Source organism: Castellaniella sp. (assembly GCF_047971665.1).
GTDB lineage: Bacteria > Pseudomonadota > Gammaproteobacteria > Burkholderiales > Burkholderiaceae_B > Castellaniella.
The window spans coordinates 16,660-35,284 of the sequence record NZ_JBKEAA010000011.1; the positions used below are offsets into that span (position 1 = coordinate 16,660).

At 62.7% G+C, this 18,625-nt stretch carries 19 protein-coding genes and 1 tRNA gene; 8 read left to right on the plus strand and 12 right to left on the minus strand.

The genetic code is table 11. The features are described 5' to 3' along the window. Window positions 1-6: 6 nt before the first annotated feature. The 3 genes from ACK5JE_RS02645 to ACK5JE_RS02655 form a co-directional block, all read right to left on the minus strand. A complete protein-coding gene (locus ACK5JE_RS02645; RefSeq protein ID WP_416800166.1) occupies window positions 7-1,029 on the minus strand; it encodes a putative 2-aminoethylphosphonate ABC transporter substrate-binding protein in 1,023 nt (340 codons plus the stop codon). Window positions 1,030-1,104: 75 nt separating this feature from the next. After that, window positions 1,105-2,625, minus strand: coding sequence for a UxaA family hydrolase (locus ACK5JE_RS02650; RefSeq protein ID WP_416800167.1), 1,521 nt, complete (start codon window positions 2,623-2,625; stop codon window positions 1,105-1,107). Window positions 2,626-2,682: 57 nt separating this feature from the next. Beyond that, a complete protein-coding gene (locus ACK5JE_RS02655) occupies window positions 2,683-3,441 on the minus strand; it encodes a FadR/GntR family transcriptional regulator (RefSeq protein ID WP_416800168.1) in 759 nt (252 codons plus the stop codon). A 172-nt stretch (window positions 3,442-3,613) separates the two neighbouring features. On the opposite strand from ACK5JE_RS02655, the gene ACK5JE_RS02660 reads away from it, so the two are divergent. The 5 genes from ACK5JE_RS02660 to ACK5JE_RS02680 are packed head-to-tail and all read left to right on the plus strand — an operon-like array spanning window position 3,614 to window position 7,891. Further along, the gene (locus ACK5JE_RS02660; RefSeq protein WP_416800169.1) at window positions 3,614-4,297 is read left to right on the plus strand and encodes an amino acid ABC transporter permease; all 684 of its coding nucleotides are present in this window, start codon (window positions 3,614-3,616) and stop codon (window positions 4,295-4,297) included. An 8-nt stretch (window positions 4,298-4,305) separates the two neighbouring features. Next, window positions 4,306-4,953, plus strand: a complete 648-nt coding sequence (locus ACK5JE_RS02665; RefSeq protein WP_416800170.1) for an amino acid ABC transporter permease — start codon at window positions 4,306-4,308, stop codon at window positions 4,951-4,953. A gap of 31 nt (window positions 4,954-4,984) precedes the next feature. Next, a complete protein-coding gene (locus ACK5JE_RS02670; protein ID WP_416800171.1) occupies window positions 4,985-5,719 on the plus strand; it encodes an amino acid ABC transporter ATP-binding protein in 735 nt (244 codons plus the stop codon). A gap of 49 nt (window positions 5,720-5,768) precedes the next feature. After that, window positions 5,769-6,593, plus strand: coding sequence for a transporter substrate-binding domain-containing protein (locus ACK5JE_RS02675; RefSeq protein WP_416800172.1), 825 nt, complete (start codon window positions 5,769-5,771; stop codon window positions 6,591-6,593). An 11-nt stretch (window positions 6,594-6,604) separates the two neighbouring features. Beyond that, window positions 6,605-7,891: an L-fuconate dehydratase gene (locus ACK5JE_RS02680; RefSeq protein WP_416800173.1), complete on the plus strand. Its 1,287-nt coding sequence runs from the start codon at window positions 6,605-6,607 to the stop codon at window positions 7,889-7,891. On the opposite strand, the gene ACK5JE_RS02685 is transcribed toward ACK5JE_RS02680, so the two are convergent. The 6 genes from ACK5JE_RS02685 to ACK5JE_RS02710 are packed head-to-tail and all read right to left on the minus strand — an operon-like array spanning window position 7,885 to window position 12,505. Beyond that, entirely contained in the window at window positions 7,885-8,631 is a 747-nt protein-coding gene (locus tag ACK5JE_RS02685) for an amino acid ABC transporter ATP-binding protein (RefSeq protein WP_416800174.1), read from the minus strand. The genes ACK5JE_RS02680 and ACK5JE_RS02685 overlap by 7 nt on opposite strands. A 51-nt stretch (window positions 8,632-8,682) precedes the next feature. Then, entirely contained in the window at window positions 8,683-9,504 is an 822-nt protein-coding gene (locus tag ACK5JE_RS02690; RefSeq protein ID WP_416800175.1) for a transporter substrate-binding domain-containing protein, read from the minus strand. 40 nt (window positions 9,505-9,544) lie between these two features. Continuing rightward, window positions 9,545-10,195: an amino acid ABC transporter permease gene (locus ACK5JE_RS02695; RefSeq protein ID WP_416800176.1), complete on the minus strand. Its 651-nt coding sequence runs from the start codon at window positions 10,193-10,195 to the stop codon at window positions 9,545-9,547. Between the two features lies 1 nt (window position 10,196). Further along, complete coding sequence (locus ACK5JE_RS02700) at window positions 10,197-10,868, minus strand: amino acid ABC transporter permease (protein ID WP_416800177.1); 672 nt, start codon at window positions 10,866-10,868, stop codon at window positions 10,197-10,199. Between the two features lie 8 nt (window positions 10,869-10,876). Then, window positions 10,877-11,734 (minus strand): fumarylacetoacetate hydrolase family protein, encoded by an 858-nt coding sequence (locus ACK5JE_RS02705; protein WP_416800178.1) that lies wholly within the window; start codon window positions 11,732-11,734, stop codon window positions 10,877-10,879. A gap of 24 nt (window positions 11,735-11,758) precedes the next feature. Then, window positions 11,759-12,505: an SDR family oxidoreductase gene (locus tag ACK5JE_RS02710; protein WP_416800179.1), complete on the minus strand. Its 747-nt coding sequence runs from the start codon at window positions 12,503-12,505 to the stop codon at window positions 11,759-11,761. 339 nt (window positions 12,506-12,844) lie between these two features. Between ACK5JE_RS02710 and ACK5JE_RS02715 the strand changes: the two genes are divergently transcribed. Next, entirely contained in the window at window positions 12,845-13,657 is an 813-nt protein-coding gene (locus tag ACK5JE_RS02715; RefSeq protein ID WP_416800180.1) for an IclR family transcriptional regulator, read from the plus strand. An 11-nt stretch (window positions 13,658-13,668) separates the two neighbouring features. On the opposite strand, the gene ACK5JE_RS02720 is transcribed toward ACK5JE_RS02715, so the two are convergent. Then, a complete protein-coding gene (locus ACK5JE_RS02720) occupies window positions 13,669-15,114 on the minus strand; it encodes an NAD-dependent succinate-semialdehyde dehydrogenase (RefSeq protein WP_416800181.1) in 1,446 nt (481 codons plus the stop codon). A 192-nt stretch (window positions 15,115-15,306) separates the two neighbouring features. On the opposite strand from ACK5JE_RS02720, the gene ACK5JE_RS02725 reads away from it, so the two are divergent. Further along, window positions 15,307-16,467 (plus strand): PQQ-dependent sugar dehydrogenase, encoded by a 1,161-nt coding sequence (locus tag ACK5JE_RS02725; RefSeq protein ID WP_416800182.1) that lies wholly within the window; start codon window positions 15,307-15,309, stop codon window positions 16,465-16,467. 62 nt (window positions 16,468-16,529) lie between these two features. On the opposite strand, the gene ACK5JE_RS02730 is transcribed toward ACK5JE_RS02725, so the two are convergent. Both ACK5JE_RS02730 and ispB read right to left on the minus strand, forming a co-directional pair. Continuing rightward, window positions 16,530-16,606 (minus strand) — tRNA-Pro (locus ACK5JE_RS02730). Between the two features lie 65 nt (window positions 16,607-16,671). After that, window positions 16,672-17,637 (minus strand): octaprenyl diphosphate synthase, encoded by a 966-nt coding sequence (ispB, locus tag ACK5JE_RS02735; protein ID WP_416800183.1) that lies wholly within the window; start codon window positions 17,635-17,637, stop codon window positions 16,672-16,674. Between the two features lie 101 nt (window positions 17,638-17,738). On the opposite strand from ispB, the gene ACK5JE_RS02740 reads away from it, so the two are divergent. After that, window positions 17,739-18,617 (plus strand): ATP-binding protein, encoded by an 879-nt coding sequence (locus ACK5JE_RS02740; protein ID WP_416800184.1) that lies wholly within the window; start codon window positions 17,739-17,741, stop codon window positions 18,615-18,617. The last annotated feature ends 8 nt before the right edge of the window (window positions 18,618-18,625 follow it).

Genomic DNA, 18,625 nt, shown 5'->3' on the forward strand with positions numbered 1-18,625 from the left:
CGGCGGTTACCTGGATTCGGACTTGCCGTCGTAGCGCTTCGTCCACTCGGACAAAATGGCCTCGCGATTGTTCGCCGACCAGCGCAGATCCTGCTTGACCAGTCGCGACTCATAATCGGCCGGGATGTGCGGATTCGGCTTGGCCACGCCCGGGTAGGCAACGACCGCGAAATTCTCTGCATACAGCTCGTTGGCGCTGCGGGAGGCTGCCCAGTCGGCCAGCCTGCGGGCCGCGTCCAGGTGCCTGGTGCCCTTCATGATGGCGGTGGCCTCCACGTCCCAGCCCAGGCCCTCGCTGGGGAACACCAGATCGATCGGCGCGCCGGCGGCCTTGCTCTTGGCCGCGCGATACTCAAACGAAATCCCGATCGGAAACTCGCCGGTGGCCGCCTGCTTGCAAGGTTTCGACCCGGAGTGGGTGTACTGGGCGATGTTGCGATGCAAAGCGTCCATGTAGGCCCACCCGCCCTGCTCGCCGAACAGCGTCAGCCAGGCCGTGACGTCGAAATAGCCCGTGCCGCTGGAGGCCGGGTTGGGCATCACGATCCGCCCCCGGTATTCGGGCCGGGTCAGGTCCTGCCAGGTCGCGGGTTTCTTCAGGCCCAGCTTTTCGGCCTCGATGGTGTTGAAGCAGATCGTCGCCCCCCAGACATCCATGCCGACCCAGGCCGGGGGATTCGCGTCATCAACATAGGTCTTGTCCAGTTTGTCCACGCCTTGCGGCGCATAGGGCTGGAGCATGCCTTCCTTGTCCAGCGCCAGCAGGGACGAAGCCGCCACGCCCATCACCACATCGGCCTGAGGCGCGGCCTTTTCCGCCAGCAGCTTGGCCGTGATGATGCCGGTGGAGTCCCGCACCCACTTGATCTTGATCCCTGGGACCTGCGCCTCGAACTGCCGCTGGTAAGCCTTGAGCTGATCGGCCTCCAGCGCGGTATACACGGTGAGGGTGGTGTCGGCGGCCCAGGCCTGTGTCGCGCACAGGACGGCGATGCCGGCGAAGATTCGGGACAGGGTCGGTGTCTGCATGGAAATCCTTCTCTCTCGTGAAGCTCATTGACGAACGAGAAGAATTCTAGGGATCGAATGTGACCGTCGTATGACTCAGACCGTGGCCCCCATCTGCCATGGCGCGAACTCGTTCTGGCCATAGCCATGCAATTCGCTCTTGCTGCGAGTGCCGGAAGCGGTTTCCAGGATCAGGCGATAGATTTTCTCTCCCAACCCGTCAATCGTTTCCTGTCCGGTGATGATCGTTCCGCAGTTCAGATCGATATCCTCACTTTGCCGCTCCCAACAGGCATTGTTGGTGCTGAGCTTGAGCGAAGGCGCCGGCATGCATCCATACGCTGATCCGCGGCCGGTCGTAAAACAGATGAGATTGGCCCCCGAAGCCACCTGCCCCGTCGCCGAAACCGGATCGAATCCTGGAGAATCCATGAACACGAGGCCTCGGGCACGGACCGGCTCGGCATAGCACAAGACATCGTTCAGATTGGTCGTGCCGGCCTTGGCAACCGCACCCAGGGATTTTTCCAGGATGGTCGTCAAGCCGCCAGCCTTATTGCCGGCCGACGGATTGTTGTTCATCTCGGCATGATTGCGCATGCAGTAGTCCTTCCACCATTCGATCCGGGCGACCAGTTTTGCGCCAACCTCGGGGCTGATCGCGCGCTGCGTCAGCAGATGCTCGGCGCCGTAGATTTCAGGCGTTTCGGACAGCATGGCCGTCCCCCCGGCCGCCACCAGGCGATCCACCGCCGCGCCCAGGGCAGGATTGGCCGTCACGCCCGAATAACCATCCGAGCCACCGCATTGAAGACCGATCACCAGGTGCGAAGCTGAAACCGGTTCTCGCTGTACCGCATTGGCAGCCGGCAGCATGTCCTGGATTCTGGCAATGCCCTGCGCAACCGCCTTGCCTGTGCCGCCGGCATCCTGAATTGAATAGGTATGCAGTTGCGGGCCCTCGCGCAGGTCTCCAGCCTCCATGACGCCGGAAATCTGGTTCGTCTCACAGCCCAGGCCAATCAGCAAAATGGAATAGAAGTTCACATGACGCGCATAGCCGGCCAGCGTCCTGCGCAGCGTATCGATGGCTTCGCCCTGAGGCGCCATGCCGCATCCAGTGGTGTGCGTCAGCGCCACGACACCGTCGACCCGAGGGTAGTCCCGCAAAGCGGCAGGATGGATATCCCGGCGAAAATGATCCGCCACGGCGCGCGCCACCGTCGCGGAACAGTTCACCGTCGTCAGGATACCGATGTAATTGCGGGTCGCCACGCGTCCGTCCGCCCGCCTCAAACCCATGAACCGATCCCGCGCGGGATCGACAGGCGAGTCCTTGGTTCGTTGGCTGAATTCATATTCACGACGCAGGTCAGCCATATGCAGGTTATGGACATGCACATGCTGACCGGCCTCTATATCACAGCTGGCCATGCCGATCACCTGGCCATACCGGTAAACGGGACTGCCCGCGAGAATGGCCCGGGCGGCCAGCTTGTGTCCCGCTGGCACGAGTCCCCGGACCTCGACCTCCTGGACCTTGTCGCCACTCATGAGCTGCTCGGAGGCAATCAGGACGTTGTCCATCTCGTTCAGGCGGATGACATTCTTCTGCATAGAGGCCTCACAGGAACACAGCGCCGGGCACAGCCGGCACAGTCGGAATGACCGGCATCAACCGATGACAGCCATCAGGCGCGCATGCGCCCGCATCAGATGTCGATACATGGCGGCTTGTGCCTGCAGCGGGTCGCGTGTTGCAACCGCATCGTAGATTTCCTGGTGCTCCCGCACGGCATCCAGCCAGACGGACTCCGTATCGAACAGACGGTGCATGGAATCGCCAATCGGGGTGTAGCGTTGATCGAACAGTTCTTCGAGCGTCTGGATCAGCAGCCGGTTGCGGGTCGTGGAAGAAAGGGTGACGTGAAACAGCCGGTCGGCGTTGGCCAGTGGTTTGTCCCCGGTGCGATCCCGCATGCTGACCGCTTGCCGCATGGCATCGACACTGTCGCCCAGTACCTTGAGCTGCTCGCGCGTGATGAACCGGGCGGCATGCGCGGCCACCCCGCCTTCCAGAAAATACCGGGTCTGGTTCACGTCTTTGGGGCTGTGTCCCATCAGGGCAATGCCATGTTCGGCATCCGCATCAGGCGTCCCGGCGTCGGCCCCCTCATCGACGGCATCCCGCTTCAGGTAGATTCCCGACCCGACCCGGATCTCGATCTCACCCTGCAACTCCAGCACGATCAGCGCCTCGCGCAGGCTGGGCCGGGAGATCCTGAGCTGCTGCGCAAGCTCCCGCTCGGAAGGCAGCCGCGCGCCCTTGGGCAGATCCAATCGGTGAATTTCACGACGCAGCGCATCGGCCACCTGCATATAGCCCCGTGTGCGATCCACGACATGAATCGAAACATCCACCGTCTTTTCCATGAAACCTCTCCAATGCCTCGGCAAGATCCACCGACATGTCATTTTATCTGGTCTGACCGGTATGACACAAATAAGGGAAATCCACAACTGGTTTTACCGGTCAGTCCTTTTAGACTATCACCCGTCATCGAAATCTTTTCACGGCTGGATGCCGGTCAGCGAGACCCGGAGCATGACTTATCAATTCGATTTCGGCGCAGTGTTGCAATACTGGCCGATGTTCCTCCAAGGGGTGGAAACCACACTCCTGATGTCGTTCTGGTCCACCCTGGCCGGCTTCATCATGGGGGTGGGCTGCGCCATCACCCGCAGTTCCGGCGGCCCGCTACTGAGGCGCATCGTGGGCACCTATGTCGAAATCATCCGCAACACCCCGCTCATCATTCAAAGCTATTTCCTGATCTTCGGCCTGTCCAGCGTCGGGATCACCTTGTCGATCCTGACGGGCGCCATTCTGGCCCTGGTCATCAACATCACGGCCTATACCTGCGAGATCGTGCGCGCCGGAATCGAATCCGTCCCCCGCAGCCAGCGTGAGGCCGGCGAGTGCCTGGGTCTGTCTCCCCTCCAGGTTTACTGGCACATCATCCTCGTGCCCGCCCTGGAGCGCGTCTACCCCGCCCTGACCAGTCAGTTCGTGCTGCTCATGCTGGTCACCAGCCTGCTGTCCGCCGTGGGCACGGAAGATCTGTTCGGCATTTCAGGCAACATCCAGGCACTGACCTTTCGTAATTTTGAGGTTTTCCTTGTGCTGTGGGTGGTGTATCTGGCCATGTCGGCCCTGGTCCGCGGCGCCTTCGCGCTGGCTGGCAAGTTCCTGTTCATCCGCAAGCGCAAGCTTGGCACTTCGCTCTAGGTCCTCCCATGAATCACGAACAAATCCTGTATCTGCTGGCCGGCGCCGGGGGAACCGTGCTGCTCTCCGTCCTGACCTTTGTCTGCTCGGCGCTGCTTGGTCTGGGCGTCGCCCTGATGCGCATCTCTGACAACCGGACCATCAAGGGTGCCGCCTTCGGTTATATCAACATGATCCAGGGCACCCCGCTGCTGGTGATCATGGGCATCTGCTTTTACGGCCCCTCCATCCTGGGAGCCACCGAAACACCACCACTGTTTGCCGCCGTCCTGGCACTGACCATCCACGCCGCCGCGTTTCTCGGCGAAATCTGGCGAGGCTGCATCCAATCCGTGCCCCGCAATCAATGGGAGGCTGCGGAATGTCTTGGCCTGAACCGGGTTCAGCGCATGTTCAAGGTCGTTCTTCCTCAAGCGCTGCGCATCGCCACGCCCCCGACTGTGGGTTTCATGGTGCAGATCGTCAAAAACACCTCATTCGCCTCTCTGGTCATCGGATTTGCCGAGCTCTCCTATAACGCCAAGATCCTCAACAACTCGACCTTCAAGCCCTTCCTCTACTTTGGCGCAGCGGCGGTTCTGTATTTCTTTATCTGCTATCCCCTGTCCTGGTTCAGTCTCCGGCTCGAACGCAAGCTGACCATCGCGCAAGACTGAGACGAGCCCTGGATCATCGAAGGAGTTCTCCATGACCGAAATCGTCCGTCTGAGCAATGTCCACAAAAGATTCGGCAACAACCATGTCCTGAAAGGCATCGACCTCAGCATCCAGAAGGGCGAGATCGTGGCCATCATCGGCCAGAGCGGCTCTGGCAAAAGCACCGCCCTGCGCTGCATGGACCACCTGGAAATCATCGATCTGGGAGAAATCACCGTCTGCGGGCACGCCTTCGGCACGGGCATCTCCAGCACCAACCTCAAGCAACTGCGCCAGGACGTGGGGATCGTGTTCCAGAGCTACAACCTGTTCCCGCACCTGACCGTCGAGCAGAACATCACACTGGCGCCGCGTTCCGTGCGCAAACTTCCGATCGAACAGGCCCGCAAGATCGCCGCGGACGTCCTTGCCCAGGTCGGGCTGAGCGACAAGACGCATTTCTATCCCGAGCAGCTTTCGGGCGGGCAGCAGCAGCGCGTCGCGATCGCCCGGTCTCTGGCCATGGACCCACAGCTGATGCTGTTCGATGAAGTGACATCGGCACTGGATCCGCAGTTGACCGGTGAAGTTCTCCGGGTGATCGAAAAACTGGCCGCAGGCGGCATGACCATGGTTCTGGTCACCCACGAAATGGCTTTCGCGATGAAAGTCGCCCATCGGGTGATCTTCATGCACGAAGGCCGGATTCACGAACAGGGGAGCGCCGAAATCCTGCGCCACCCCAAAACCTCCGAACTGCAGCAGTTCGTCAGCAACGGACTCTGACCAGCCCGGCGCCCGCAAGGCGCCGACCCTAACCACAGGAGACATCATCATGACCTCTGCATTTCATCTGCGGCGCGGCGTGGCCGCTCTGGCCCTCGGCGCCGCCACATTGCTGGCCGCTGCAACGCCTGCGCAGGCCAACACACTGGAACAGATCCAGAAGAACAAGACCCTGCGTGTGGCCATCGACCTCAACGCGCCCCCTTATGGCATGAAAGACGCCAATCTGAAGGAAGTCGGCTCAGACGTCGAAACCGCGAACCTGCTGGCCAAAGAACTCGGTGTCCAGCTGAAAATCGTCCCCACCACGCAAGCCAACCGCATTCCGTTCCTGCTGACGAACAAGGCCGACGTGGTGATTTCCAGCCTGACGATCACGCCACAACGTCAAGAAGTGATCGATTTCACCATCCCCTATGCCGCCATTCAGTCGATCATCGCCGCCCCCGAAAGCGAATCGATCTCCTCGATCAAAGATCTGGCCGGAAAAACGGTCATGACCGCGCGCGGCACGACCAATGATGCCAACGTCACCAAACTGGCTCCCGCCGGCACGGATATCGTGCGATTCGAAAACGACGCCACCGCCATGACCGCCGTCACCAGTGGCCGGGGCAACATCTATTCAGGCGCGCCGGCGATCATCAAATCGCTGAACAAGCAACTTGCAGAAAGCGGCAAGCCGCCCCTGGTCACCAAGGTCGTCATGGCCACTTCCATGCTGGGTCTGGGCGTCGCCAAGAAAAACCCCGAACTGCTCGAAAAGCTCAACGAACTGATCCGCAAGACGCTCAAGAGCGGCGAACTCAATACCATCTACAAAAAATACCACGGTGCCGATCTGCCGTCTGACGTCATGGCCGAAGGCAAATAGGCGGATTGGACATGACCCTCATTCAATCCATTGAAGCACTGGATATCCGCTTTCCGACATCCGAGCATCTGGACGGCTCGGATGCCATGAACCCGGACCCGGACTATTCCGCCGCCTACGCTATCCTGCACACGGATGTTGATGGACTGGAAGGCCATGGCCTGACCTTCACGATCGGACGCGGCACGGAAATCTGCTGCGCCGCGATCGATGCCCTGAAATCAAGGCTGATTGGCCTGGATCTGGCATGGATCACTGAGGACATGGGGCGGTTCTGGCGCCATATGACCTCGGACAGTCAGTTGCGCTGGATCGGACCCGACAAGGGGGCCATCCATATGGCCACAGCGGCGCTGGTCAATGCCGTCTGGGACCTCTGGGCCAAAGCAGAAGGCAAGCCTGTCTGGCGACTCGTCGCCGACATGTCACCGGAACAGCTCGTCCGGGTGATCGATTTCCGCTACATCACCGATTGCATCACACCGGACGAGGCGCTCCAGCTGCTGCAACAGAGGGCCGTCGGCAAGGCCGAGCGGCTGCAATCGCTCGAACGCGAAGGCTATCCCTGCTATACAACCTCCGCGGGATGGCTGGGCTATGACGACGAAAAACTGCGGCGTCTTGCAACCGAGGCCGTGCAGGCGGGCTTCTCGCACATCAAGCTCAAGGTAGGGCGCGATCTGCAAGACGACATCCGCCGGGTGCGGATCGCACGCGAGGTCCTGGGCGACGACCGTCACCTGATGATCGACGCCAATCAGGTCTGGGAAGTCGATCAGGCCATCCCATGGCTGGAACAACTGGCCTTCGCCAGACCCTGGTTCATCGAGGAGCCGACCAGTCCCGATGATGTCGCAGGCCATCGGCGTATCCGCCAGGCCATGCGGGGGCGCATGCAGGTCGCCACCGGCGAAATGTGCCAGAACCGCGTCCTGTTCAAGCAGTTCATGATGGAATCGGCCGTGGATGTGGTGCAGATCGATGCCTGCCGGCTCGGTGGCGTCAATGAAGTGCTGGCTGTCATGCTGATGGCGGCCAAACTGGGGCTGAAGGTCTGCCCTCATGCGGGCGGTGTGGGCTTGTGCGAATACGTCCAGCACCTGTCGATGATCGACTATCTGTGCTTTGCCGCCACCAAGGAGGGGCGTGTCATCGAATACGTCGATCACCTGCACGAGCACTTTGTCGACCCTTGCCGGATTCAACGGGCGGCCTACATGCCGCCAACCCGCCCCGGCTATTCGATCGAGATGAAGCGTGAATCGCTCGAACGCTACCGGTTCCGCCCCGGTCAGTGACTCAGGATCTGCCCGAGGAACGCCTGGGCCTTGGGGTGCCGGGGCGCGCCAAAGAACCGGTCGGGCGATGCCTGCTCGAGGATCTGGCCGTCCGCCATGAAAATGACGCGATCGGCCACGCTGCGCGCGAAGCCCATCTCGTGCGTGACGCACAGCATGGTGATGCCGTCAGAGGCCAGTTCGATCATCGTGTCCAGCACCTCCTTGACCATCTCAGGGTCCAGGGCCGAGGTCGGCTCGTCGAACAGCATGATCTCGGGCTTCATGCACAGGGCGCGCGCAATCGCCACACGCTGCTGCTGACCGCCCGAGAGCTGGCTGGGATACTTGCCGGCCTGATCAGGAATGCGTACACGCGACAGATAGTGCATGGCGACCTCGCGCGCCGCAGCCTTGTCCAGCCCCTGCGACTTCATCGGCGAGAGCACACAATTCTCCAGCACCGTCAGGTGCGGGAACAGATTGAACTGCTGGAACACCATGCCGACATGACGCCGGATCTTCTCGGCGTTGTGACGGTCGCCGGTGATGTCGATCCCGGCCACGGTGATGTGCCCCTGCTGGATCGTCTCCAGACCATTGATGCAGCGGATCAGGGTTGACTTGCCGGAACCGGACGGCCCGCAGATGACGATACGCTCACCGGCGGCCACATCGAGATTGATGTCCTGGAGCACCTTGAACTGGCCGTACCATTTCTCGACACCGGCGAACTGGACGATGGGCTGATTGTCTTTCATGAGCGGCAATCCGGAGGCGGCGCGCGAACGATCACGCGCCGCGACAAGAGGTTATTGATCAGGTTGGGTGACCGATTTCGGCAACGGGGTATGCAGCCACTGCTCGAACAGCGCGTTCAGCTTGCCGTTGGCCATATCGGCGGCGATGAATTCGTTCATCGCCTTCAGCAGCTCGGGCCGGTCCTTGCGCATGGCGATGGCCATGCGCTGCTCGTTGATCACATACAGAACCTTGTATTTGCCCGGAAAACGCTTCTGCACATCGGCAGCGATCACCGACGAAGTGCCGACCGCATCGATCTGCCCGACCAGCATGGCCTGCAACGCCGATGCATCGTCGTCGAAACGATGCAGCTTCGTACCCTCTGGCGCAACCTTGGTCACGCCAATGTCCGTTGTGCTGGCGCGGGGCACGCCGATCTTGTATTTGGGAAAGTCCGCCGGCGTCGAAATCCCCACGCTGCTGGGGCCCAGCAGCACCATGCTGGCCGCCGAATAGGGTTTGGAGAACTGGACCTGCTTTTCACGCTCGGGCGTGATCGCCAGCGAAGCCACCAGGACATCCGCCTTGTCGGTCAGCAGGAACGGAATGCGGTTGGGGCCCGTCATGACCACGTATTCCAGCTTGAGGCCGAAATAGTCGGCCAGCAACTTGGCCACCCCGCCATCGTAGCCGCTGGGCTGATTGTTGGCGTCGGCCGCCGCGTAGGGCGGCCAGTCGACCAGCACGCCGACCTTGATCGTGCCTCGGTCCTTGACCTGCTGCCAATAGCTGTCGGCCGCGACGGCCGAACCTGCCGAAACCGCGAGCAAAGATCCCAGGACAGGCACCAGCAGCCTTTTCAGGATTTTCGATAGAACCAGACCTTGCATGACATCTCTCCTTTGGTGATTGTTGTATGCGACAACACGATCAGCGCGACGAAACCGACAGCCGATACTCCAGACGCCGTGACAGCCGGGACAATGGCCAGCACATGCAGAAATACAGGAAAGCGACAAATGCGAACACGGACACGGGCGCGAACGTGGCGTTGTTGATGATCTGACCGGTACGGGTCAATTCGGTGAAACCGATGATGGCCGTCAGCGAGGTGCCCTTGATGATCTGCACCATGAACCCCACCGTGGGCGGCACCGCGATCTTGAAGGCCTGGGGCAGCACCACGTGGCGCAGCCGGTTGAAGTCGCTCAGGTTCAATGCGAAGGCCGCTTCGGTCTGCCCCCTGGGCACAGCCTCGATGCAGCCGCGCCAGATGTCGCCCAGAAAGGCGCTGGTATTGAGGATCAGCGCCACCCCGGCCGCCAGCCAGGGATCGACGTTCAACCCCAGGATCGGAAAGCCGAAAAAGATCAGGAACAGCTGCATCAGCAGCGGCGTGCCCTGGAACAGGATGATGAACCCGCGCGCCGGGTGGACGAGCCAGCGGCTGCGGGCCGTTCTGGCCAGCGCGACCGCCAATCCCCCCAGGCTGCCGCCGATCAGCGCGATCGCCGCCAGCGCCAGCGTCCAGCGCGCCGACATCAGGATCGACTGGAAATCCAGGCTGGAAAGCTCCCGCATGTCAGCGCCCCTCCGGGTAGTAGAGGAAACGGCGCCAGACCACCCTGAACAGGCCCATGAACATCAGCGACAGGACAAAGTAGATGATGGTGACCGTAATGTAGATCTCAAAGCTGCGAAACGTCACGGACTGGATATTGGCCGCCACGGAGGCCAGATCGTCGGCGGACACCGCCGACACGATGCTGGACGTCAGCATCAACAGGATGAACTGGCTGGACAACGCCGGAAAGATCGTTTTCAGGGCGGGCCGCAGCACCACATGCAGGAACACCTGGTAGCGCTTCAGATTCAAGGCCAGGCCGGCCTCGACCTGGCCTTTCGGGATGGCCTCGATCCCCGCGCGCAGGATTTCCGTGGCGAACGCGCCGAGATTGACGAACATGGTGACCAGGGCGGCCATCGTGGCCGTCATCTGGACACCCAGGGAGGGCAGCGCGAAAAAGAAAAAAAACAGTTGCACCAGAAACGGCGTGTTGCGAATCACCTCGATATAGGTATCGATGACCAGTCTCAGCAGACGTCCGCCATGACTTTTGCCCCAGGAGCAGAAGATGGCGATCAGCAGCCCGATGACCATCGCGCCCATGGAAAGCTGGATGGTTTTCAGCGTCCCTTGCAGCAGCAACGGCCACGACTCGAAGATGGCGTCGAACTGGAACTGGTAATGCACAATGGAACTCAGTCGAGCAGCGACGCATCCCAGGCCATCACCTGCTGGCACTGCTCGCCCAGCCCCTCGATGCCGAGCCGGACCGTGTCGCCCTGCTTCAGATAGACCGGCGGCTTTTGTCCAAGCCCGACGCCCGGCGGCGTGCCCGTGGAGATGATGTCGCCCGGATACAGCGTCGTGAAGCGGCTGATGTAATGCACCAGGGTGGTCACATCGAAGATCATGGTCTTGCTGTTGCCGTTCTGATAGCGCTTGCCGTTGACCTCGAGCCACATGGCAAGATTCTGCGGATCGGCCACTTCGTCGGCCGTCACCAGCCAGGGACCGATGGGGCCGAACGTATCGCAGCCCTTGCCCTTGTCCCACGTCCCGCTGCGCTCGATCTGGTACTCGCGCTCGGATACGTCGTTGATGACGCAATAGCCGGCCACATGGGCCAGCGCGTCCTCCTTGGAGACATAGCGGGCCTTGCTGCCGATGATCACGCCCAGCTCGACTTCCCAATCGGTCTTGACCGAACCCTGGGGCAGCACGATCGGATCTTGGGCGCCCGACGGCCGGGACCACTTGTTGAACAGCACGGGCTCGGCCGGAATGTCGGCGCCGGTTTCGGCCGCATGGTCGCTGTAGTTCAGGCCCACGCAAAGGAACTTGCCCGGATTGCGCAGCGGCACGCCGATCCGCCCGGGCTGCGCGATCAGCGGCAGCGATTGCGGATCGACCGCCCGCAAGGCCGCCAGCGCGGCGGGCCGCAGGGATCCGGCCGTGATGTCGTCGATGACACCGGACAGATCACGAATGCCGCCCTGATCGTCGACCAGCGCCGGTTTTTCCTGGCCCACCGGGCCGTGACGCAACAGTTTCATGAGAATTCTCCTGGAGGACGAAGATCAGTTGACCCAACCGCCGTCGATGATGTGAATGGCGCCGGTCGTATAGCCGGATTCATCGCCGGCCAGGTAGACGGCCAACGCGGCGATTTCTTCGGGTGTGCCCAGACGGCCGATGGGTTGACGCGCCACAAAGGCATCTCGCACCTGATCGAGGGACGCCGTCTGCACCTGCGCCTGGGCCTGCATGCGGTCGCGCAGCGACGGCGATTCGACCGTCCCCGGGCAGATGGCATTGCAGCGGATCCCCCGGCCGACGAAGTCGGCCGCGATGGCCTTGCTCAGGCCGATGACCGCCGCCTTGGTCGTGCCGTACACGAACCGGTTGGGCACCCCCTTGATGCTGGAAGCCACCGACGAGACATTGACGATGGAGCCCGCGCCCTTGTCGAGCATGCCCGGCAGCACGGCGCGGCACATTTCGTACATGGACGTGACGTTCAGGCCGAACGAAAAATCCCAGGCCTCACGGCTGCAATCGAGAATGGAACCGCTGTCCACGTAGCCGGCGCAATTGAAGAGCACATCGACCGGACCGACCTCGGCCACCAGCGCTGCGATGGCGGCGGGCTTAGTGACGTCGAGCCCGCGGGTCTCGCAGCCCGTCAGCGCGCGCAGCGCCTCCTCGTTGATGTCGGTGGCGATGACCCGGGCGCCTTCGCGCTGAAAATGCAGGGCCGTGGCCTTGCCAATACCATTGCCCGCCGCGGTGACGAGCGCAGTTTTCCCGGAAAGACGACCTGCCATGATGGATGCTCCTGGTCTTGCGAACCCGAGGATCGATCCAGCAATGGCTGCGGATTGCCCTACCCGGGTGGTGAGTGATGAAATCCATTCCTTATATGAAAATGAATTTCTTATTTGAACCAAGACACATCTTATCCATCAAAACATTGATAAACAAATGGATAGAGAGGATTATCGGTAAGTATTTACCCTGTAATCCATGATTTTCTTGTAATATCCTGCTTTTTTATTTTTTATATGAATTTATAATTTTCCTAATAAAATAAAATTGCTGGATCACCCTTCGCCAGATCCCCCCGGATGATTTCATCCTCAATGAAAATATCGCGTCCACCGAACATGCCCTCTCTCCCTGCCGCTCCACGCCTCGCCCCCACTGAGGAAACCGTGCGCTACAGCGCCCCCGCCCTGGACAAGGGACTCGACATTCTGGAGGTTCTGAGCAGGACCGCCGAAGGCTGCACACTCAAGCAGCTGGCCGACGCTCTGGACCGCAACACCAGCCAGATTTTCCGCATGGTGGTGGCACTGCACCGCAGGGGCTACATCCAGGCCGACGCCAACGACCGCTACACCCTCACGCTGAAGATGTTCTGTCTGGCACACCGCCAGCCGCCCCTCAAACGCATGATCCAGACGGCCTTGCCGCTGCTCAATGAGCTGGCCGAACGCGCGCGGCAGTCATGCCATCTGGCGGTCTATGAACAAGGATGCAGCGTGGTCATCGCCCAGGCAGACGGCCCCGACCGCTGGTCCTTCGGACTGAAGACCGGTTCATTCATGGGGCTGACGGACACGTCCTCGGGCCACATTCTGCTGGCCTACCAGGACGAAACCGGCCGGGCCCGCATGCTGCGCAACCACAGCAAGGTCGAAGGGGAGCTCGACATGGACCCCGGCCATCTGCTGTCGCTGCTGGCCGATGTGCGGCGCGCGGGCCATTCACTGATGCCCAGCAAGCAGATCCAGGGCGTCACCAATATCGCCTTCCCCGTGTACGGCCTGAACCACAAAGTGGTGGCGGCCATCAATGTGCCGTACATCGCGCGCATCGATGCGGCCGCCACGCCCTCCATCGAGGACGTCAGGCACATCCAGGCCGACATCTGCGCGCGGCTCTCGCGAAACCTGGGCGCAGACGAGGACGCCTGACGTGCCGGGGATCAGATCCCCACGGCCGACACGGCCTTGAGGTTGAGGTAGGCCTCGAGCGCCTCGGGGCCGCCTTCCGTGCCATATCCGGAATCCTTGATTCCGCCGAACGGCAGCTCTGCCGACGGCGAAGCCGGCTGGTTGATCCACAGCATGCCGGCCTCGACCCGGCGCATCAGTTCCTGCGCATTGCGCAGCGAACGGGTGAAGGCATATGCCGACAGTCCGTAGGACAGGCGATTGGCCTCGGCAATGGCCTCGTCCAGACGGTCGAACGTGCGGATTCCCGCCACCGGGCCGAAAGGCTCGTTATTGAACAGATCGGCCTCGGCGGTAAGACCGGAAATGATGGTGGGCGCAAAGAAATTGCCCGCCTCGCCGACCCGCGAACCGCCCGTCAGGATCTCGGCGCCGCGCTTGCGGGCATCCTCGACCACCTGGGTCATGGCGGCGATGCGGCGCGCATTGGCCAGCGGCCCGAGTGTCGTGTCCGCGGCCAGACCGTCGCCCAGTTTCAGGGATTCGGCACAGCGTACGAAAGCCTGGGTGAACTCATCGACCAGACTGCTGTGCACCAGAAAACGCGTGGGCGAAATGCAGACCTGACCAGCATTGCGGAATTTGCCGGCCGCGGAAATCTTGACCGCCAGCTCGACATCGGCATCCTCGGCGACGATCACCGGCGCATGGCCGCCCAGTTCCATGGAAACCCGTTTCATATGAGCCCCCGCCAGCGCGGCCAGCTGCTTGCCGACCGGCGTGGAGCCCGTGAACGTGACCTTGCGGATAACGGGATGCGGGATCAGGTAGCCGGAGATTTCCGCCGGATCGCCGTAGACCAGACCCACCACGCCCGGCGGCAGACCGGCATCGACAAAGACCTGCAACAGCGCGGCCGGCGAGGCCGGGGTTTCTTCCGGGGCCTTGCACAGGAACGAGCAGCCCGTCGCCAGCGCGGCGCCCAATTTGCGCACCACCTGGTTGATGGGAAAGTTCCAGGGCGTGAAGGCCGCCACCGGCCCCACGGGGTCCTTGATGACCAGTTGCAGCGCCGACGGATTGCGCGACGGTACGATGCGGCCGTACACGCGCAGCCCCTCATCGGCGAACCACTCGATGATGGTGGCACCGGCCAGGGTCTCGGCGCGCGCCTCGGCCAGCGGCTTGCCTTGTTCGCGGGTCAGCAGGCGGGCGATGTCCTCCGCCCGTTCGCGCAACAGCCCGGCCGCGCGGCGCATCAGGGCGGCACGGTCGTGCGCCGTGGTGTCGCGCCAGGTCTCGAAACCCCGCTGGGCGGCCGCCAGCGCGCGGTCGAGATCGGGGATGCCGGCATGGGCCACCCGGCCGATCACCCGACCGTCGGCCGGGTTGAGGACATCGATCGTTCTGCCGTCGGCGGCATCGACCCATCGGTTATCGATCAGAAGCCGGGTATCGGGATAGGCAACAGTATTCATCGCAGAAGTCGTCATGGCTCGAAGTCGGAAAATGAAGGGAGAAAGAAACTGGATAGCGCCTGAGGCCCGGGGGGGCCTGTTCACATGGATCCATTCAGTATAGACCCGGCCGTTCCTCTTGATACCGCCGCGCGCGCCGACTATAAACTCAGCATGGACCCCTGATCGGGTGCCATCCCGAAAGGCTCTGAAATGATGAACCGCGCCACCTTGCCCGCCGCCGTCGTGCTGACGGCCCTGTTTTGCCTGGCGCCGGCAGCCACTCTGTCCGCCGCCCCGGCCGCCCTGTCGAAAAATGTCGGCGAGACGCCGGCGCGCGACGGCACGCCGTTCAACGTACAGCGCATCGCTGCCTTCGATTACCCCTGGGCGATGACTTTCCTGCCCGACGGACGCCTGGTGCTCACCGAAAAGGCCGGCCGCATGTACCTGGTCACGCCGACCGGGACCAGGACCGCCATCGAAGGCGTCCCGGCGGCTTACACCTGGGGCCAGAACGGTCTGCTGGATGTCGCGCCCTCGCCGGACTTTACCCGCGACAAGCGCCTCTATTTCACCCGCGTGGCATCCGAGAACGGCGGCGGTGCCCTGATCCTGGCACGCGCCCGGCTCGAGGAATCCGGCGGCCGGGCGCGGCTGCGGGATCTGAGCGTCCTGTGGCGCCAGCGACCCGCTGGCAGCGGCGGCCAGCCCGGCGGCATCATCGCGTTCGCGCCCGATGGCACGCATCTTTTCCTCTCGGTCGGCGACCGGATGGAACCCGAAACAGCCCAGGCCCCGGATGCGGCCAGGGGCAAGATCCTGCGCCTGAACCTGGATGGCTCCGCGCCGGCCGACAACCCCATGGCCGGCCAGGCCGGCATCCGGGCGCTGACCTGGAGCACAGGCCACCGCAACCCCTACGGGCTGGCCTTCGCGCCGGACGGTACGCTCTGGGCCCACGAAATGGGGCCACGCGGCGGCGACGAACTGAACCGGATCCGGCCCGGCGGGAACTACGGCTGGCCAGAGGTTTCGAATGGCGACCAGTACAGCGGCTGGCCCATCCCCCGGCACGCCACCCGGCCCGAATTCGATGCCCCCGCGTTGTACTGGACGCCGGTGATCGCGCCGGCGGGCCTGGCGTTCTACCAGGGGCCGGTGTTCCCCGCATGGCAGGGTTCGGCGCTGATCGGCGGCCTGAGAGCCCAGGGTCTGGTGCGCATTGCCTTCAATGCCGACGGCACGCCCCATCAGGCCGATCGGTGGACGCTGGGTCGGCGCATCCGCGATGTGGCCGTGGCGGCCGACGGCGCGATCTGGGTGATCGAGGACGGCGCCGAGGCGGGGCTGCTGCGTCTGACGCAAAAATGACCGGAACCCGCTGAGCCAAACAAAAACGCACGACCGACAAGCCGTGCGTTCTGCGAAAAAAATGGTCGGGGTGACATGATTCGAACATGCGACTCCTACGTCCCGAACGTAGTACTCTACCAGGCTGAGCTACACCCCGACGGTGCTGCCTGGCAGGTCGATGGTCAGGCAAAAAACGCCTGCCAGCCCCTGCCAGTGGGATTTTCAACGGTCGCGCTCGACCGCGAAAGCACAAAATTTTAGCAGAGTTTTCCGATAAACGGAATCTGGAAAGACCGACAGCGCCGCGCGCGCCAGATCGGCCTCGGCGAGGGCGGCGGTGCGCGTGTAATCCAGCGCATCCGTGGCATGAATGGCATGCGCCACGGCCGCAAAATCGGCGTCACCCGTCTCGATGGCGCCGCGAATCAGATCGCGTTGTTCGGGGGTGCCGGTTTCCAGGACCCGGATCAGTGGCAGGGTGGGCTTGCCTTCGCGCAGGTCGTCGCCGACGTTCTTGCCCAGCGACTGAACATCCCCGCTGTAGTCCAGCACATCGTCAATCAGCTGGAAGGCCGTGCCAATGTGCCGGCCATAGGCGGCCGCAGCGGACTCCTGTTCGGGCGTGGCGCCGGAAATGATGGCCCCCACCTGGGCGGCGGCCTCGAACAGCTTGGCGGTCTTGTAGCGCACGACCTGCAGATAGCGGTCCAGGGACACGTCCGGGTCGTGCACGTTCAGCAGTTGCAGGACCTCGCCCTCGGCGATGATGGTGGTGGCCGCCGACAGCACCGCCATGGCGGCCATGGAGTCGGTCTCGACCATCATCTCGAACGACCGGGAATACAGATAGTCGCCCACCAGCACGCTGGCGGCGTTGCCGAACACGGCATTGGCCGTCTGGCGGCCCCGGCGCAGGTCGGACTCATCCACCACATCATCATGCAGCAACGTCGCGGTATGAATGAATTCCACCACGGCGGCAAGGCGATGATGGTGGTCGCCCCGATAACCCAGCGCCCCCGCCACCAGCAGCACCATGGCAGGACGCATGCGCTTGCCGCCGGCGCCGACAATGTAATCGCCGATCGTGCGGATCAGAACGACCTCGGAATCCAGACGGGCGCGGATGACCGCGTCGACGGACCGCATATCGGACACAATGGGAGCGAACAATTCGGAGAAGTTCAAGACAGACCCGGCTACTGATGGGCGGCCGCCGATGGCGACCGCAAAGAGCCAGATTATACTTTCCGCAGAATTCAAGTACACCAATCGCCCCGACAGGACACATGGAGACCCCCGTGGCAGACGATCAATTGCAGGCGCTGATGAGCCGGGCGATGGGCGTGCTGGCCCAGCTGGAGGCCTGGCTGCCGCCCGCGCCGCCCGCCATCGACTGGACGGCCCACGCCTACCGCTGGCAGCGCCGCGGCGCGCGCGGCTGGCTGGAGGCCGTGCGCCGCATCGCGCCCATCCACCTGGACGATCTGCAGCATGTCGACCGCCAGAAAGCCGTCCTCGAACGCAACACGCGCGCCTTCCTGGACGGCAAGCCGGCCAACAACGTCCTGATGACCGGCGCGCGCGGCACGGGCAAGAGCTCGCTGGTGCGCGCCCTGCTCGATGCCCATGCGGACCGGGGCCTGCGCCTGATCGAGATCGACAAGTCCGACCTCGGCGACCTGGGCCAGATCATCGAGCTCATCCACGACCGGCCGGAACGCTATATCGTGTTCTGCGACGACCTGTCGTTCGAGGAGGGCGAGGCCGGCTACAAGGCGCTCAAATCCGCCCTGGACGGCTCGGTCGCCTCTCCGGGCGACAACCTGCTGATCTATGCCACCTCGAACCGGCGCCACCTGATGCCGGAATACATGCACGAAAACCTCGAGGCCAAGCACCAGCCCGACGGCGAGATCCATCCGGGCGAAACCGTCGAGGAAAAGATCTCCCTGTCGGAACGCTTCGGCCTGTGGCTGTCGTTCTATCCCTTTGCCCAGGACGATTACCTGGACATCGTCGGCCACTGGCTGCGAGCGCACGGCTGCAATGAGGACCAGATCCAGGCCGCGCGCACCGAGGCCCTGCAATGGACCCTGGAGCGCGGCTCCCGGTCCGGACGCGTGGCCCGCCAGTTCGCGCGCGACTGGGCCGCCCGCCATGTCTGACACCGTCC

Excerpts from the sequence above, each read along its gene's own strand:
- ACK5JE_RS02690 (WP_416800175.1), bottom strand. The coding sequence starts at position 9,504 with ATGCAAGGTCTGGTTCTATCGAAAATCCTGAAAAGGCTGCTGGTGCCT.
- ACK5JE_RS02665 (WP_416800170.1), top strand. The coding sequence starts at position 4,306 with ATGAATCACGAACAAATCCTGTATCTGCTGGCCGGCGCCGGGGGAACC.
- ACK5JE_RS02720 (WP_416800181.1), bottom strand. The coding sequence starts at position 15,114 with ATGAATACTGTTGCCTATCCCGATACCCGGCTTCTGATCGATAACCGA.
- ACK5JE_RS02655 (WP_416800168.1), bottom strand. The coding sequence starts at position 3,441 with ATGGAAAAGACGGTGGATGTTTCGATTCATGTCGTGGATCGCACACGG.
- ACK5JE_RS02725 (WP_416800182.1), top strand. The coding sequence starts at position 15,307 with ATGATGAACCGCGCCACCTTGCCCGCCGCCGTCGTGCTGACGGCCCTG.
- ACK5JE_RS02680 (WP_416800173.1), top strand. The coding sequence starts at position 6,605 with ATGACCCTCATTCAATCCATTGAAGCACTGGATATCCGCTTTCCGACA.
- ACK5JE_RS02650 (WP_416800167.1), bottom strand. The coding sequence starts at position 2,625 with ATGCAGAAGAATGTCATCCGCCTGAACGAGATGGACAACGTCCTGATT.
- ACK5JE_RS02675 (WP_416800172.1), top strand. The coding sequence starts at position 5,769 with ATGACCTCTGCATTTCATCTGCGGCGCGGCGTGGCCGCTCTGGCCCTC.
- ACK5JE_RS02685 (WP_416800174.1), bottom strand. The coding sequence starts at position 8,631 with ATGAAAGACAATCAGCCCATCGTCCAGTTCGCCGGTGTCGAGAAATGG.
- ACK5JE_RS02670 (WP_416800171.1), top strand. The coding sequence starts at position 4,985 with ATGACCGAAATCGTCCGTCTGAGCAATGTCCACAAAAGATTCGGCAAC.
- ACK5JE_RS02705 (WP_416800178.1), bottom strand. The coding sequence starts at position 11,734 with ATGAAACTGTTGCGTCACGGCCCGGTGGGCCAGGAAAAACCGGCGCTG.
- ACK5JE_RS02715 (WP_416800180.1), top strand. The coding sequence starts at position 12,845 with ATGCCCTCTCTCCCTGCCGCTCCACGCCTCGCCCCCACTGAGGAAACC.
- ACK5JE_RS02660 (WP_416800169.1), top strand. The coding sequence starts at position 3,614 with ATGACTTATCAATTCGATTTCGGCGCAGTGTTGCAATACTGGCCGATG.
- ACK5JE_RS02645 (WP_416800166.1), bottom strand. The coding sequence starts at position 1,029 with ATGCAGACACCGACCCTGTCCCGAATCTTCGCCGGCATCGCCGTCCTG.
- ACK5JE_RS02695 (WP_416800176.1), bottom strand. The coding sequence starts at position 10,195 with ATGCGGGAGCTTTCCAGCCTGGATTTCCAGTCGATCCTGATGTCGGCG.
- ACK5JE_RS02740 (WP_416800184.1), top strand. The coding sequence starts at position 17,739 with ATGGAGACCCCCGTGGCAGACGATCAATTGCAGGCGCTGATGAGCCGG.
- ACK5JE_RS02710 (WP_416800179.1), bottom strand. The coding sequence starts at position 12,505 with ATGGCAGGTCGTCTTTCCGGGAAAACTGCGCTCGTCACCGCGGCGGGC.